General features: G+C 56.8%; 16 protein-coding genes. 10 read left to right on the top strand and 6 right to left on the bottom strand.

Annotation, left to right across the window (positions count from 1 at the left end):
* Positions 1-16: 16 nt before the first annotated feature.
* From IPM28_09370 to IPM28_09355, 4 genes are read right to left on the bottom strand one after another with little or no spacing between them, the layout of a single operon-like run.
* Positions 17-418 (bottom strand): hypothetical protein, encoded by a 402-nt coding sequence (locus tag IPM28_09370; protein MBK9173199.1) that lies wholly within the window; start codon positions 416-418, stop codon positions 17-19.
* Positions 330-665: a hypothetical protein gene (locus tag IPM28_09365; GenBank protein MBK9173198.1), complete on the bottom strand. Its 336-nt coding sequence runs from the start codon at positions 663-665 to the stop codon at positions 330-332. Before IPM28_09365 ends, IPM28_09370 begins: the two co-directional genes overlap by 89 nt.
* Positions 666-698: 33 nt before the next feature.
* Positions 699-923 carry a hypothetical protein gene (locus IPM28_09360; GenBank protein MBK9173197.1) on the bottom strand — a complete coding sequence of 75 codons (225 nt, stop codon included), beginning with the start codon at positions 921-923 and terminating at the stop codon, positions 699-701.
* Positions 920-2,125, bottom strand: a complete 1,206-nt coding sequence (locus IPM28_09355; GenBank protein MBK9173196.1) for a chitosanase — start codon at positions 2,123-2,125, stop codon at positions 920-922. Before IPM28_09355 ends, IPM28_09360 begins: the two co-directional genes overlap by 4 nt.
* 227 nt (positions 2,126-2,352) lie before the next feature.
* Here IPM28_09355 and IPM28_09350 point away from each other — a divergent pair, with 227 nt between their 5' ends.
* The 4 genes from IPM28_09350 to IPM28_09335 all read left to right on the top strand — a co-directional run bounded on the left by IPM28_09350 (position 2,353) and on the right by IPM28_09335 (position 4,412).
* Positions 2,353-2,601, top strand: coding sequence for a hypothetical protein (locus IPM28_09350; protein ID MBK9173195.1), 249 nt, complete (start codon positions 2,353-2,355; stop codon positions 2,599-2,601).
* 96 nt (positions 2,602-2,697) lie between these two features.
* Positions 2,698-3,111, top strand: coding sequence for a hypothetical protein (locus IPM28_09345; GenBank protein MBK9173194.1), 414 nt, complete (start codon positions 2,698-2,700; stop codon positions 3,109-3,111).
* Positions 3,112-3,199: 88 nt separating this feature from the next.
* The gene (locus tag IPM28_09340) at positions 3,200-4,051 is read left to right on the top strand and encodes a P22 coat protein - protein 5 domain protein (GenBank protein MBK9173193.1); all 852 of its coding nucleotides are present in this window, start codon (positions 3,200-3,202) and stop codon (positions 4,049-4,051) included.
* 34 nt (positions 4,052-4,085) lie between these two features.
* A complete protein-coding gene (locus IPM28_09335; GenBank protein MBK9173192.1) occupies positions 4,086-4,412 on the top strand; it encodes a hypothetical protein in 327 nt (108 codons plus the stop codon).
* A 141-nt stretch (positions 4,413-4,553) separates the two neighbouring features.
* Here the strand turns inward: IPM28_09335 and IPM28_09330 are convergent, their stop codons facing one another.
* A complete protein-coding gene (locus IPM28_09330; protein MBK9173191.1) occupies positions 4,554-7,874 on the bottom strand; it encodes a PD40 domain-containing protein in 3,321 nt (1,106 codons plus the stop codon).
* 276 nt (positions 7,875-8,150) lie between these two features.
* Between IPM28_09330 and IPM28_09325 the strand changes: the two genes are divergently transcribed.
* The 6 genes from IPM28_09325 to xerC are packed head-to-tail and all read left to right on the top strand — an operon-like array spanning position 8,151 to position 13,845.
* A complete protein-coding gene (locus IPM28_09325; GenBank protein MBK9173190.1) occupies positions 8,151-9,254 on the top strand; it encodes a Fic family protein in 1,104 nt (367 codons plus the stop codon).
* Between the two features lie 45 nt (positions 9,255-9,299).
* Positions 9,300-9,749 (top strand): hypothetical protein, encoded by a 450-nt coding sequence (locus IPM28_09320; GenBank protein MBK9173189.1) that lies wholly within the window; start codon positions 9,300-9,302, stop codon positions 9,747-9,749.
* Entirely contained in the window at positions 9,742-11,121 is a 1,380-nt protein-coding gene (gene trmFO / locus IPM28_09315; protein ID MBK9173188.1) for a methylenetetrahydrofolate--tRNA-(uracil(54)-C(5))-methyltransferase (FADH(2)-oxidizing) TrmFO, read from the top strand. The genes IPM28_09320 and trmFO overlap by 8 nt, the downstream gene beginning before the upstream one ends.
* Positions 11,100-11,831: a sulfite exporter TauE/SafE family protein gene (locus tag IPM28_09310; GenBank protein MBK9173187.1), complete on the top strand. Its 732-nt coding sequence runs from the start codon at positions 11,100-11,102 to the stop codon at positions 11,829-11,831. Before trmFO ends, IPM28_09310 begins: the two co-directional genes overlap by 22 nt.
* Positions 11,832-11,867: 36 nt before the next feature.
* Positions 11,868-12,923: a VWA domain-containing protein gene (locus tag IPM28_09305; GenBank protein MBK9173186.1), complete on the top strand. Its 1,056-nt coding sequence runs from the start codon at positions 11,868-11,870 to the stop codon at positions 12,921-12,923.
* 7 nt (positions 12,924-12,930) lie between these two features.
* Positions 12,931-13,845 carry a tyrosine recombinase XerC gene (xerC, locus tag IPM28_09300; protein MBK9173185.1) on the top strand — a complete coding sequence of 305 codons (915 nt, stop codon included), beginning with the start codon at positions 12,931-12,933 and terminating at the stop codon, positions 13,843-13,845.
* 6 nt (positions 13,846-13,851) lie between these two features.
* On the opposite strand, the gene IPM28_09295 is transcribed toward xerC, so the two are convergent.
* Positions 13,852-16,158 carry a transglycosylase SLT domain-containing protein gene (locus IPM28_09295; protein MBK9173184.1) on the bottom strand — a complete coding sequence of 769 codons (2,307 nt, stop codon included), beginning with the start codon at positions 16,156-16,158 and terminating at the stop codon, positions 13,852-13,854.
* Positions 16,159-16,185 lie beyond the last annotated feature (27 nt).

Below are 16,185 nucleotides of genomic sequence, written 5' to 3'. Positions count from 1 at the left end.
CGGTGGGGCTCGGCGGTTATCGGATGATAGCTCCGACCGCAGCACCGATGGCGATGTCGCCAAGACGCTTCCAGATCGAGTTCTTCCTAGCTTTGAGCTGCGCTATCAGAGCGTCCTGTGCGGCGATCGAAGCATCCTTTGCAGTGATCGCATCGTTCTTCGCCGCGATCGCGTCACGGAGTGCGGCCGTCTCGGCTTTGCGTGTTTCATTTAGCTCAATGAGCATCGCGTTGGCAGACCGCTCACTCGCAAGCCGCTCGCGTAGTGCGGCGTTCTCACGTTCGAGCGCAGCGATCAGGCGGCGTGAGAGAGCAAGTTCATCCGAATGTTCAGCTTCGTTGCTTTGCCCCGCGGCGCTGGCGGTCAAGAGCACGCCGAGCAGCATCGGTATCAGCAGCAAGTTTTTCAAGTTGAGCATCTTGAAGTCTGGTGGCTGCCATGACCTCGGCGAGCCGCTTTTCGAGAAGGACGATCTTTTCCTTATATACATGCGTTTCTGTTTCAAGCTTTGCGGCGTGTGTTTCCATTGTTTCGGCCTCGGCCTTTAAGCTGTCGATCCTCTGTTCGAGGCCGGCGATCCGGATGTGGCCGATAAGGCCGGCTGCGGCCGAAGCTGCAATAAACGCGGCAGTGGCGCCGATGAGCAGTTTGGTTCTTAGTTCCATGAGCATTCGTTCCCGGACGTGTAGACAAGCATGCTAACGATCATGCTTCCGCCTTTTGTCGAGATAGATCTGGAGCAGGACGTCGACGGTCTTGCCGATGCCGAAAAACAATATCGGAAGCACGATGGCCGAAATTATCGTGATCAGCGTCCGCGTCTCGATCGCCGTAAAGACCGACGAGACCGTGCTTAGATAAGCGAGCAGAAAATTCTTCAGGTCGTTCATAAAGATCAAAGAAATGTGATCAGTTCTATTCATCTCGCGAACGGTCGATCCAGTAATGCTGCGTTCGTGGCCTCACGGATCTTGCCGAGTGCGATCTGTCGGTATAGGTAAACCAGCGTCAGTACGGCCGCGATCAAAGCGACAGCAAACCAAACCTCACGCTGCAGGCCTGCGAGCGAACCGAATACGGCCCAGGCGGTTTGCCATATCGTGCCGACGATGGTCGTCCAGAGCGATTTTGCGCGGTCGGTCCGGTCGGCGACGGTCAGCGTCATTCTTTCGACCTGGTCGTAACGGGCGGCGGCAGCGTTGATACGGGCTTCGATCCCGTCGAGCCCTATCGGTGAAAGGCCCTCGCGTGTACCCTCCGATCGGGCGGAGACAATGTCGATAATCGACGGTCGGGCCTGCGGATTGTTGGCGGGATCACCTGCGGATGTTTGAGGAGGAGTGTGTGCGTTGGTTTGTGTATTGTCGGAGTTCGGCCCGACCGTCGTTTCGTTCTCGCCGTATGTTGGCGGCGAAATACCGAGGAGCTTTTCAGTAATGACGATGCCGTTTACATTCAGCGGAAGTTCGAGCTGCCATCGGCCGGTCATCAAGTGATCCATGAAGAACCGTGTTCTGTAGCGCGTTGCCCTGAGCCGCGGGATAGATGCGAGCCACGCATCTCGCCGTCGGACGAAATCGGTGATCCAGCGCTTTTCGAGATCTAGGCCGGAGACGGCCGAAGCGGCGACGTTCACCCGGTCGCGGATCTTGTTGAATGAACCGTGCGTCATCGCGTCGTAGATGACGGCGAGGGAAAGCGGAAGCGCAAAGCCGGAACCGACACATGCGTTGATCGCCGGGACCATATAGCGTTCGAAGGCGATCGCGCCTTGTGCCGAGCGCATTTCAGCGGTGATCCCTGCAGCGGAAAGCGCCCTCCTGAAGATCCGGTCGGCGGCAAGCAAGCGGATCGCTGCATTCGAACGTGAAGCGATCAGCGGCAGTCTTTCCGCGAATACCCGCAAGCCGACGACTCCGCCGTTCGCAAGATAACGATCAATAACAGCCTCGAGGGAGCCGGACCGGTGTGTGAACTGCGAGACGCCGTACGATATCCCGGCACCGTCGTTGAGCACCGCGACCTCGGAATAATTGCCGACCGGCGAACCGGTTTCGAAGATCCGTACGATCGCAGCGGCCGTCTTTATTGCCCTTTCATCAAATATGGTATTGATCTGTTGCATCTGTGAATTATTCTCTTGCAAATAGCACAATCGTGCAGTATCATAAAACGGACGGACGATATTGGACGATCCTTCGTTTACAACTTCCATCGCCGCTTACATATCGCCCGGCCAACTGAAGATTATCGAATTGGACATCAGATCGGTAATGCAGCCTGCAAGAGACTTACTGCCTTGCATGAAACGCGCGTTTTACACGATCTGCAAAGACTCGAAGCCAGACAAATATGGAAAATAGACAAATAGAACGATCGTTGGAGAAGAAGATCCGGCCAAAATTGAGGCTCGGCGAGGTTGAACGCCTGATCAGGAAGCACCGGATCATCGTGCCGCCGCTCGCGCGTCACACGCTCATAAACATGTGCGAGGACGGAACGTTTGAAACGGCCGGCAGCGGCCCGACGCGGCTTGGGTGGCTCATCTATGAGGATAGCTTTTGGAGTTGGGCGCACGGGCTCGAGGCCGAAGATCGGTGATCGACGACCTGCAAATGATGCATCTCGTGCACTCCGTGAATCGCATGAAATGCGCGGTAACGTGATCACCCTGCAGTTCGGTAATCTGCGGGCTGTATGAATGAGAACATACCCGACGCAAACGAAACCGCCGCAGAACTAGATCGATTGCGGCATGAGAACGAGGAACTAAGACTCGCCGTACGGCTCCGCGATGCTCGCGACGTGATGACTGCAAAGATCGCCAGGGAAGGCGGCCGCTCGCCCGAGCTGCTGTTCGACGCGGTCCGAGGCGATCTGCAGTTTGATGAAAGTGGCCAGCCGGTAAATGCAGCGGCATTGATCGCGGATATCCGAAAACGATTTCCGGAGCAGTTCGAACGGGTCCACGCCGCGGCATCGATCGATGCGGGCAAGGGGTCGGCAAACCTCGCACCACCGCTTACCGCCGACTCGCTTGCCCGAATGACCCCGGCCGAGATCCAGCGGCTCGACTGGGCCGAGGTCAGATCTGCTTTGGCCAACCAATAGCGACCCATGCCGAGGCCGAAGGCGCGGCAAACGCCTGCCGCGAAGGCCGCGGCTCACACCATTCAAAAAACGACCACACAGAAAAATTATGGCATTGACATTCATCCCCACGGTTTGGGCAGCGCGGCTGCTCACGGCATTGGAAAAGACCCTCGTCTACGGGCAGGCACAGGTTGCCAACCGCGAATATGAGGGCGACATACGCGAGGCCGGAAACGCTGTAAAGATCGCATCGATCGGCGATGTGACGATCGGCGACTATACAAAGAATACCGACATCGACGACCCCGAGGTCCTGACCGATGCTCAGCAAACGCTGAATATCGACCAGGCAAAATATTTCAACTTTTTTGTCGACAGCATCGACCGTGCGCAGCAGAACGTCAACGTCCTTGACGAAGCCATGCGGCGTTCGGCATGGGCGCTCCGCGACGCTGCTGACTCTTATCTCGCAGGCATCATCGAGGCTGCTGTTCCGACGGGCAACAAGATCGGTTCGGTCGCGACACCCGTCGTGCCTACCTCTGAGAATGCGTACGAATATCTCGTCGATCTCGGCGTGCTGCTCGACGAAGCGAACGCGCCGATCGAAGGCCGTTTCGTCGTTGTGCCGGCTTGGTTTCACGGCCTTTTGCTGAAAGACGACCGGTTCACAGGCGCCGGCACGCTGCGTTCCGACCGCCGGCTCGCGAACGGACAGGTCGGCGAGGCCGCCGGTTTCAGCATTCTAAAATCGAACAACGTCCCGAACGACGCGGGTGAGGCCTACCGCATCGTCGCCGGACATTCGGTCGCAACCGCCTACGTCGAACAGATCCTCGACCTGCAGGCCTTCAAGCCCGAAAAGCGCTTTGGCGATGCGGTCAAAGGACTCCACGTTTACGGTGCCAAGGCCGTTCGGCCCGCCGCGCTCGCAATGCTCATCGCCGACAAAGCTTAAGGCCGGTTCGTCGCTGTCGCTTATATAGACCAATATGACACCATTAGAACGACTCAAAACACTCGCGGCATGGGAGACCGAACCCGTGCTGACCGAAACCGAGGTCGAAGAGGTGCTCGATGCCGCGGCTGTCGCGGATAACGAAGGGAATTCGCCCTCGAACGACGATTGGTCACCGACCTACGACATCAATAAGGCCGCTGCCGAAGCCTGGCTGATAAAGGCCGCAAGGGCATCGGCGCTGACCGAGGTCGATCCGCCCGAAAGCGGCATCGTCACATCAAAGGTCTTCGACAACTGCATCGTCATGGCGCGCTTCTACGCACGACGCAGGGTGAGTACGATTTCGATCGACACCTAAATGTCCGGTAGATCGATATACACGGCTGTCTTAAAGGCAGGGCCGCTTTTGTTTTAAAACGTTCTTCCGCAAAAGGTAGAAGAGACGCAAGAAAGCCCCGGCGAGATCGTCGGGGCTTTCTTGTGCTGCGCCGGCCGAGAGTTACTTCGGATCGGTTCCCCACCAGTATTGCGGAGCGAGGGGTTTTTGTGCCGGCCAGATCTGGTTCAGCGTTTCGGCTTCGTAGAGTTCGCCGTTCTTCATCACATGGCTGATCGAATCGGTGTTGCGAATATCGGTCAGCGGATTTCGGTCCATGATGACGAGGTCGGCGAGCTTTCCGGTCTCGATCGAACCGAGATCCTTATCGAGCCCGATGGCCTCAGCGCCAAATATCGTGGCGACCCGCAGTGTATCCATCGTCGACATTCCGCCCGATTGCATCGCCCAGATCTCCCAGTGAACGCCCAGCCCCTGCATCTGGCCGTGGCCGCCGATGCCGGCACGTCCGCCGGCCTTGACGATATCGGCCGCACCCGCGGCGATCTGCTTAAAGCTGTATTCTTCCGCACGGAACCACTGGCCGCGGCGGCGCATCATGCCGTTGATCAGCTCTTTCGGGATATAGCGTCCAAGACGTTTGTTGTTGAGAACGTCGGTATTCTGGAAGAAGTAGTTCTCGGCCCATGGCCCGCCGTATGCGACAAGGATCGTCGGCGTATAGAACGTCTGGGTCTGTGCGACGAACTCGACGACATCCTTGTAGATCGGCTGCAGCGGCAGCGAGTGTTCGTGGCCCGAATAGCCGTCGATCATCTGCGAGATGTTGAGCTTCATGTCAAGAGCGCCTTCGGTCGTCGGCGATATCTTGTTGTCGTAACACGCCATCGCCACCATCTGTCGGACGTTGCGGTCGCCGACGACGTATTGCTTCAGCGTATCGGTCTTATAGGCGTCGCGGTAGCGTTTAATATAAGCATCGACCGATTCTTTATTATCAAGCCCGACGCCCGAGAAAACGCCTGGCCCGGTCGTGTAAACGCGCGGCCCGATGATCTCGCCTGTCTCGACGAGGTCGGCGTAGGCATAGACATCTGTCGTCGCCGATTGCGGATCGCGCGTCGTCGTTACGCCGTATGCGAGGTTCGCCAGATATTGCCAGACCTGATTTTGATGCAGGTCGCGCGGCGGCCACATATGCGCATGGACATCGACGAAGCCCGGGATTATCGTCTTGCCGGTGACGTCGATCGTACGGGCACCGGCTGGGATGGCCACTTTGCCCTTCGGGCCGATCGCGGCAATGCGGTTATTGGTAACGACAACGTCGCCGCGTTCGATCACCTCATTGCCTTTCATCGTGATGATGCGGGCGCCTGAGAGCACGACCGTGCCGCTCGGTTTCGGCCGGGCGGCGGCCACCTTGATATCGGTGGTCTCCGGCTTTTCGTCAGTGATCTTCTGGCGGTAAAGGCTCGTTCCCCACGACCAGCTGACCGATTTGCCGTCAAGCGACCAATTGAGATGATCGCCGCCAAAGGCCGACATCTTTTTGAAAGGCACATTTGCCGTCGGGCCCCCGAGGTTTACGTTGACCGTATCGCGGCCCGAACGCGGCACCGTAACGATGTAGTGTTTGCCCTGCAGTTCGAGAAACACCCTGCTTCGGTCAGGCGAGATCTTCATCGTGCCGGCCGAAGGCTGCTGAGGCGGAGTCCCTTTGCCGGTAACGCGCATATGAACGCGGCGGTCATAGCCGTCGAGCCTGATCGACGCGAGGCCCATGCCGGTCGTCAGATAAACGCGATCAGGGTCGTCCGAAAAATGCGGAAAGCGGCCGCCTTGCGTCGGTGCGATCTGGACCGCTTCGCCGCCGCCGGAAGGAATGTATTTCAGATCGGTACCGGTCGAGCCGCCGGCGCCCGTGACCTCGCATTCGCCGTGATGGCCATGAAGAGCCTCTTCTTCGGGCGACATGAATTCGTGACCTTCGCGAATGTCGGCAAAAAGCTGATCATCGACCGCGCCGGTGATAAAGACGATCTTCGAGCCGTCAGGCGAATAGGTCGGATAGGAATAGAACGCCGTCTTGTTGGTCAACTGTCTCGGCTGTCCGCCGTCCGGCGAGACCGAAAGCAGCTGGCCGCCCTGCCGCGACCACGTGACGTATGCGAGGGTTTTGCCGTCGGGCGACCACGCGGGCATGAATTCGCCGTCGGTCCCGGTCGTTACGCGACGCGGCGTCCCTGAGGGCAGATCCATCACATATAGCTTGCTGAATGCGGTAAATGCGACGCGCTTGCCGTCGGGCGATACGGCCGGATAACGGATAAGCCGAGCTTCGACCGTCGGGCCGTCGTCGACCTTATATTGAAAATGGACACGCGGGCCAACCTCGGCCTCAACGTTGACGGTGAAGGGAACATCGGTCGCCTGTCCGGTCGCGAAATCGACGCGTGCGACCTTACCGTTTATCGGGACGATCATCGACCGGCCGTCGGGCATAAAGTCGTAACCGGGATAGGTGTCGCGGGTCGCGCGCGATTCCTGATCGTCGCGCGTGACGTTGTCGATCAGCCAGCGTTCCTGGTTGGTCTCGAGGTTGCGGACGCGAAGGGCGGTCCGCGTCTCGAACCGAGTGGCATAAACAAGGTTCTTGCCATCGGGCGAAAGCACCGGGCGCATCGCCGAGCCCTGCGAATTGGTGACCCGTGACGTTTCGCCCGTATCGCGGTCAAAACGAAATACCTGCCAGATCGGAAAACTCGCGTTGTAGTTGAAGGGGCCGGTTCGCTGCGAATAATAGATATACCGGCCATCGGGCGAGAATATCGCGCCCATGCGGTTGAGCGGCGGTGCCGGCGGCGGGCCTTGTTGTCCCGGTGCCGGAAGTGGCGGCGGAGGCGGGCCGACGCTTACGCCCGAGCCGCCGTCCTTGTGGTACATAAAGGGGTGAAACGCGCCGATCGACTGGTCTGAACGCGAGACGACGATATAGTTGCCATCCTCTGACCACGAAGGCGAGACATACATCGCACGCGGCCCGGTGGTGACGGCCTTTGGGTCTTTGCCGTCCGATTTCATTACCCATACATTCTCTGATCCGCTCCGGTCGCTGAGAAACACTATCGTCGAGCCATCGGGCGAATACTTCGGCTGGCTTTCGAACGACATCCCGCCATGGATCTTTGTCGCCGTACCGCCCTCGACCGGCATCGTATAGATGTCGCCGAGCAGGTCAAAGACGATCGTTTTGCCGTCGGGCGAGACGTCGAGCGACATCCATGTGCCCTCGTTGGTCGTAAATTTTACTGTTCGAGCCGGCTTCAGCGGCAGCGGTTCTTCTTTCTTTTTCTCGTCTTTCTTTTCGTCGGCCTTGGGTTCGTCCTTTTTTTCATCCTGGGCGATTAGCGAGATGGGCATCGCGAGAAAAGCGATGATAAACAAGGCAAATAGCTTCTTCAGGGGATCGGCAAAGCTCATAGTTTCTCCTCGGTCACTGAACGTTTTTTGATTTTGGTCAGGTAATGATACCGAGGAATCTTACGCAGGTTTTTGCAGTTTGTTTCATTGCCCTGAACTTTTGTTGGGTTTCAGCTGGTTTCTTATTCATCGGGCCTCATGCCGGATATGTCGATAAAATCGGAAAACGTCGACATATTTTCTTGACATGTCGATGCCATCGACATATCCTCACGATATGTCGATAAAAACGCAAAACGTCGACATATCGTTGTAATGTGTCGATGACGTAAACATATGCCGAAATGGGATCCGACAAAGCCTTATCAAGACCTGCCACAACTTCCGCCCAAGGCAGATATAGAGACAAAACGCATTTTGCGGAAATGTATCGAGGCGCGTGCCGCGCTTGCGGAGCTAAAACAAGCGGCCGAATTGATCCCAAATCCTTCAATGCTGATCAATACCTTGCCATTACTCGAAGCGAAGGCGAGTTCCGAGATCGAAAACATCGTCACAACCACCGATAAGCTATTCGAACATCTGAACAGTGAAGCGAATGCTGATCCTGCGACAAAAGAGGCATTGCGATACAGCACCGCCCTATTTCAAGGATTTCAGGCGCTTTCGAAGTATCCGCTTAGCACTCGTACGGCAGAAGAGATCTGTTCCAAGATAAAGGGTGTTGAAATGCGCGTTCGTCGAATACCCGGAACCGCTCTAGGAAACCAGGCAACGGGCGAGATCGTGTACACACCGCCAGTCGGCGAGGACGCGCTACGCAACCTGCTTTCGAACTGGGAAAATTTTCTTCACAACGCGACCGAGATCGACCCGCTGATCCGTCTTGCGGTCGCCCATTATCAGTTTGAGGCAATACATCCATTCACCGATGGAAATGGCCGGACGGGGCGGATCATAAACAGTCTTTTCTTAATAGAGCAACAGCTTCTGAGCATTCCGGTCCTATACCTTAGCCGATACATCTTGGAACGCCGGGCTGATTACAACCAGCTTTTACTTTCGGTCACTAGAGATGAAGACTGGGAACCTTGGATAGAATTTGTTCTTGATGCGGTTGCCGACACTTCCCGATGGACAACTAACAAGATCGCGGCGATCAGGTCGCTATCGGAAGCAACTGCCGAGTACGTCAAGGCTAAGCTGCCGAAAGTATATAGCTACGAGTTGGTCAGCCTCATCTTTGAACGCCCGTATTGCCGTATCGGAAACGTAGTAGATAAAGGCATCGCCAAACGCCAAACAGCCTCTGTATACTTAAAGCAACTTGTAGACATCGGCGTGCTAGTCGAAAATGCAGAGCTCAAAGAAAAGCTATTCATCAATCCGAGGCTGATGAAACTGCTGTCGGATGAATCCAATAGCTTTGACGCGTATTGATCGAACCGGTAAGTTTCTGTGGGTCGGCGTAACCGAGAATCGGTAATGAAGATGAATGTTCTAAGACGAATTCGACAGGTGATCCTGATCCTACTAATGGTAGTGACGGCTCTCCTTGCCGGAGCTTACTGGGGCTACGAATTAGGGAGTACCGAATATATGTCCTTTCACATTTTTCACAGCCGATTCCCAGTAATGGCATCCCAGTTCGCTGCGGTTTGTGCATGTTCAGGACTTTTATCTATCGTGATTCTATTTGAAAAGCGCTTGTTCTGGCTCTCGCACGGTCTCGCCGCAGCCTTGATCGTTTTCTTGAGTTTTATCGTAATAAAGCTATTTGACCAACTCATGTTCTCATTCGGCAACGATGCCGTAACTAGTGTCGATACTTGGTTCCTGCCATCAGCGTATTTTGGTCTCGGAACGTTGATCACGTTCGTAGCACTTCAGGTAGCGGCAGTGGTTCTTAGAATAGTAAAGAGGGGCAATGATTAATGTAATTGGCGGTGGGTTGGCAGGTGTCGAGGCGGCTTGGCAGGCGGCGGAGCGAGGGGCGAGGGTACGGCTTTTTGAAATGCGGCCTGTCGTGCAAACGCCGGCGCATCGGACGGACAAACTGGCGGAGATCGTATGTTCGAATTCGCTGAAGACCGACGAGCCGGGCTCGGCGCCTTATCTTTTAAAGGAAGAACTGCGTCGCGGCGGTTCGATGGTGATGGAAGTTGCCGAGGCGACGCGTGTGCCGGCCGGGGCGGCTTTGTCGGTCGATCGGATAAAGTTTGCTGAGATGATAACCGAGCGGGTTGCGGCGCATCCGAATATTGAGGTCGTAAGAGAGGAAGTCATTTCGATTGCGGAATGCGGAATGCGGGATGCGGAATTTGATGCTAAAGCGCCCACCATAGTCGCAACGGGCCCGCTGACGAGCGATACATTGACTGCCGACATCATGAGGTTTACGGGTGACGATCAGCTTTATTTCTACGATGCGATCGCGCCGATCGTGGCGGCGGATTCGATCGATATGTCGGTCGCGTTCAAGGCGGCGCGTTACGACAAAGGCGGCGACGATTACATAAATTGCCCGATGGACCGCGAGCGTTACGAGCTTTTTGTTTCGGAACTGCTGAACGCGAAATCGGTGCCGCTCAAGCGGTTCGAGGACACGCATTGGTTCGAATCGTGTCTGCCGATCGAGGAGATCGCCCGCCGCGGCCCCGAAACACTCCGCTTCGGCCCGATGAAGCCAAAGGGCCTGCGTCACCCAAAGACCGGCGAGGAGCCGTACGCCTGCGTCCAACTTCGGCAGGAAAACCTGATGGCCGACGCTTACGGCATGGTCGGTTTTCAAAATCACCTTCGGTATGGCGAACAGGAACGCATTTTGAAACTTATCCCGGGGCTGGAGAACGCCGAGTTCCTGCAGTTCGGGCAGATCCATCGGAATACATTTATCAACAGTCCGACGATCTTGAACGAAACGCTCGCGACCCGAAAAGATCCGAATCTATTTTTCGCCGGGCAGATCACCGGCGTCGAGGGTTACGTCGAATCGGTCGCCACCGGCTGGCTCGCCGGAATTAATGCCGTCCGCGTTCTGCGCGGCCAAGAGATGATCACTGCGCCGCAAACCTCAGCCATCGGCGCTCTCTGTCGCTACGTCTCGAACGTCGAAACAAAGAACTTTCAACCGGTTAACATCACCTTCGGCTTGCTCGAACCGCTGCCCGTCGTGCTTCGCAAGAAACATCGCCAAAAACGCGAGCGGCATATGATACAGGTCGAACGTGCGCTAAAGGATTGGGATAAGTGGCTGGAGGATCTGTCGCCAACGGCGGCGAAACAATGGAACCAATCACAGTTTTGATCATTCTGGCCATTTTTCTGGTCGCCGTCCTTTATTCCTCGGTCGGGCATGGCGGGGCGTCTGGTTACCTGGCGGTGATGGCATTGCTTGCGGTCGCGCCCGAGGTAACGCGGCCGACGGCACTTTCGCTTAACCTGTTTGTCGCCTCGATCGCAACGATCCAATATTACCGCGCCGGGCATTTCTCGTGGCGGCTCTTCCTGCCCTTTGCCGTTGCGTCCATACCAATGGCGTACATCGGCGGGACGATCCAGCTTCCGACGAGCGTTTATAAGATCGTGCTCGGCGTCATCCTCATGCTTGCGGCGGCACGGCTCGCATGGAACCTAAAGAGCGATGACTACGTAAAAGATCATCCGGTATGGCTTTCGTTTGCGGTCGGTGCGGTGCTCGGGCTGCTGTCGGGGCTTGTCGGTGTCGGCGGCGGTATTTTTCTGACGCCGTTGCTGCTATTGATGCACTGGTCAAATGCAAAAACCGCAGCGGGCGTCTCGGCCCTGTTCATCTTTGTGAATTCGGCTGCCGGGCTTGCCGGTGCCTGGGGCAAGATGCCAACGTTGCCGTCGGAGGTTTGGTTTTGGATCGGCGCAGCGATCGTCGGCGGCCTGATCGGGTCAACGCTCGGGGCCAAAAGGTTCGATTCGCTTACGCTTCGGAGGGTGTTGGCCGTTGTGCTTGTTGTGGCCGGTGCTAAACTTATCTTCACTTAGGCATATTTTCGCAGCACTTTGTAATCAAACCCTCGGATGAAGTTTTTGCCCGCCATCATTCTGGCCCTCGCGATGACCACGTCTGCACAATCAGGCAGGGTCAAGGTCGAGCCGACGCCTACGCCAAAGCCGATCAACGGGCCATCGGTCAGATCGGTTCCGGTGCCTCGCCCGATACGCGAACGCGTTTCCGCTACGCCGACCCCGACCCCGAATAGGACCGACGATGACGACGTGATCAAGGTCGATTCGGCGCTCGTCCCGATCCCGGTCTCGGTGGTTGATGCAAACGGGCGGCCGGTGACGAATTTGAAACTGGCCGATTTTGCGTTGAAGATCGACGGTGTTACGGCAGAGATCGGCGAACTCTCGCGGTCTGAAACGCCCATCCGGCTGGCGATGCTTTTTGACAATTCATCAAGCGTTCTGGCCGCCCGTGAATTTGAGAAAGAGGCCGCGGTGAGGTTTTTTCGCCGCGTTCTGCGGCCCGATCGCGACCTCGCAGCCCTGTTTAGCGTTTCGACCGTGACCGAGCTCGAGCAGCCGCTGACTCGTGACGTTTCGTCTCTCGTACGTTCGATCGAATCTTTCCCGCCGCCGACCGGCGCCACGGCCTTGCTCGAAGGATTGGTGATGGCGGCCGAATATCTCGAAAAGGCGGACGGGCGTCGGGTCATAGTCATCGTTTCTGACGGCGACGATACAAAATCAGACGTTACGTTCGAACAGGCGATGCGGTCGATCCAGATCGCCAATGTTCAGGTCTATGTCGTTAAGACGACCGATTTCGAGAACTATATCCGAACCCGCTCACGAACCGGCAACGCTAATATTCGCCAGCTTGCCGCCGAACGCCGAATGCAGGAATTCACCCGTCAGACAGGCGGCGCGGTCTATTCCCCGATCGACGAAGACGAGCTTGACGACGCATTCCGCCAGATCTCGGCCGAGCTCTCGCAGCAATACGTGCTTAGCTATTATCCTGACGATGACGCAGCAAAGCGGGGCGAGCTTCGGATGATCGACCTGATCATAAAGAACCGCGAAGATCTAAAGGTGCGGACACGAAAAGGTTACTACGTTCCAAAATAGCTCAGGGATGTTCAACGAAGCCCTCGAACAATTTCTTCAGCATTTGAAATATGAGCGAAATCTGAGCGCTCATACGCTGCGAAATTACGCATCGGATCTCGGGCAGTTTCGCGATCACCTTTTGAGGATCGAACGGCGAGAGGATATCTCGGTCGAACAGATCGACCGTCTGACGATACGCGAATGGATGTCGTCACTCCACGCGGCCGACAAGAAAAAGGCCTCGATAGCGCGCAAGCTCGCCAGTCTTCGAACTTTTTTTCAGTTCCTGGTCCGCGAAGGGAAACTTGAAAGCAATCCGGCAAAGCTCGTCGCCACACCGCGGATCGAACGCAAGCTGCCGAACCACCTTTCGATGGAGGACGCCGTGCGATTCATCGAAACGCCCGACATCAATACCGATCTCGGCCGTCGCGACCGGGCGATCATCGAATTCCTTTATGCGACCGGCATTCGCGTCAGCGAACTCGTCGGGATCAACATGGGCGACATCGATTTTCGCGAGCGGATGGTCCGCGTAATGGGCAAAAGGAAGAAACAGCGGATCGTTCCGTTTCACGACCACGCGCTGCAGGCGTTAATGCTTTATCTCGAGACCTCGCGAAAGGCCTTTCTGAATGAATGTCCGCCGGCGGAACGCGACGAACGCGCGGTCTTTCTTCATCGCCGCGGCGGCCGCATTACCACGCGGAGTGTCGGGCGATTGATCGACAAATACATCAAGCAGTGTGCCGACATACACGACATTTCGCCGCATAGCCTTCGCCATTCGTTCGCGACGCATCTGCTCGATCAGGGCGCCGACCTTCGCGACATTCAGGAGCTTCTTGGCCACGCGCGCCTTTCTACCACCCAGATCTACACGCAGGTTTCGATGGAAAAGATGATCGAGGTTTACGACCGCGCCCACCCGAAGGCGTAAGCGAGCCTATTCACCGCCGCTGCCGGCATCAAGCACGACATAAGGAAAGGCCGTGGCGAGCTGCTCGCGCGGCATCGAATCGATCGCCGCACGAAGCGGGTTCGCGCCGACGTTGGGCTTGAAGTTGCCGTTCTCGTCGTAAAGCCGGCGGTATTGCGCCGTGTTGCGGATTATGCCCTGAACGTAACCCTTTGTCTCGCGGAAGGGTATCGCCTCGACAAATTCGTCCATCTCGATCGGCAATGTCGCACGCCATTGCGGCACGCGGCCAGGCCCTGCATTGTAGGCAACGGCCATATATTCGATGCGGCCGAATTTATCCAGCTGTTCGCGCATGTATGCGGTGCCGAGTTCGATATTGAGGGCAGGCTGATAGAGTTCGGCTGCGGATGCAAGAGGTGCGGTGGTGCCGTTCTTTCGCGCCATCATCCGCGCCGTCGGCAGCAGAAGCTGCATCAGGCCGTAGGCGTTCGCGGACGAGCGGGCGGTCGGGTTGAAAACCGATTCCTGCCTGATCAATCCCGCTACTTTGTAAACGTCGAGGTCGCGATGCTTCGCCCATCGTGCGATCTGATCCCAGGCAATGTGCGGATAAAAGATGTCCCATTCCTCGCGGCCCATTTCCTCGGGGAACATCTGTGCATAGTCCGGATAGCTTTTTGCCAGGGAAAGCAGCGCATTCACGTTGTCAGACTTCATCCGGTAATGTTTTGCGAGAGCAAGGTTGATCCGTGGCGAATTCTGAGCCGTCTTCTGGGCCGCCTTGAGTTCATCGATCGCCCAGTCGAACAACCCGATCGCACTCAGTTGTTCGCTCTTTTCGGCGCGTTCGATCTCTTTAGGTCCGGATGTTTCGGGTGCGACCGTGACGGTGCGGAGATTGGCAGCGGCCTGTGGAACAAGCGAACCGGCGGGGAATTTTACCTCGCCGTTACATTGTCCGCGTCCGCGTAGAGAGCTCAGCCGTTCAAAACCGATGTGGCCGTACCAATTCGCCGCGTACCGGTAAACAAGTGCATCGTAAAGCGCACAGGCCTCGGCGAGGCGGCCGGCTTTTTCAGCATTTCGGGCCGACCAATAACCGGCGCGTCCGCGATTGCTCGAATCCTTTCCGGCGTAGCGCGCGAGGTGCTCGATCAGCATATCGGCGGCACGTGTGCTGTTGCCCGATTCATGTTCGAGCCATGCGAGTTCGAATTGCGCACCGGCGACCTCGACGGCGCTCGGATAATTGACCAGTGCAGCACGCAAAAAGTAGTTCTCTTCGCCTTTGTTCTTGGCATCGCGGGCCGCATAACCGGCCTCGACCCATGCCTTGACCGTCAGCGGGCTGTTCGGATAACGCTGCCGCATCTCTTCAGCGGCAGTGCGTGCTCTCGGCCAGAGCTTGGCTTTCGAATACGCATTGACCAACGCGCGAAATGCCTGATCTCGGCCTTCCATTGCCGCGGGCATCGCGTCGAATGCCGTCTGTGCCTTTATCGGGTCACCGGCTTTGACGGCGGCGTTGATGCGGCCCAAATGGACCTCCGGCGTAACGTCGGCCGGATATTTTGCGATCAGTTCTGTATACGAATCAAAAGCTTGTGCGGCCGCGCCCGTCGAAAGCAAACGGTCAGCCCTGACCTTCGCTTCTTCGGCGTCAGCAGCCGATGTCTCGATGCCGAGCGACCTTAATTTCGTTTCAGCCTCGGTACCTGCCGTTCCGGAGCCTCCGTAAACGAAAGCCTTGCGGTAGAAAGCAGCTGCGTTTCGCTGATCGCCTGCGGCTTCGAACGACTTGGCGGTGAGAAGGAGCGATTCGGCCGAATGCGCCGCATTCATCGACGATAATTTCGGCGGAATGTCGCCGTAGCGTCCGGCAGCCAAAGCCGATTCGGCCCAACGAAGCCGGGCATCTGCCGCTCTCAGCGATGTCGGGTATTCGTTGGCCACCCGATCAAAAGCCGTCATTGCTCCGGCGTGGTCGCCATCGCTCTGCAATGACCGTGCCTGCAGCCAAAGGGCATAATCGCCGAGATTCGTCAGTTTCTTGAAATCGTCAGTGTTCAAGATCGCGGCGGCACCGCGAAAATCTTTGTTATCAAACCTGATCCGAGCCCTGACGAGCTTTGCAAGCGCTCCGGTCCGCGAACCGCGAAAACGGCGTTCGATGTCCTCAACGACCGATTCGACCGGCAGCTTACTGCCTTTTGTCATCTCGCGCAGCGATTCAAGTGCCTGCTGCTCGGTCTGCTGGGCCGAACACCCGACAGTGAAAACCACCAAATTGATCACTGCAGCGGACAACACTAAGATCGACTTTTGAATCATTACTCTTTAGAACTCCTTTGCGGTTTG

It is taken from the genome of Chloracidobacterium sp. (assembly GCA_016716305.1).
GTDB lineage: Bacteria > Acidobacteriota > Blastocatellia > Pyrinomonadales > Pyrinomonadaceae > OLB17.
The sequence above is the reverse complement of the archived record's forward strand: the minus strand, read 5'-3'. Positions and strand labels throughout refer to the sequence as shown.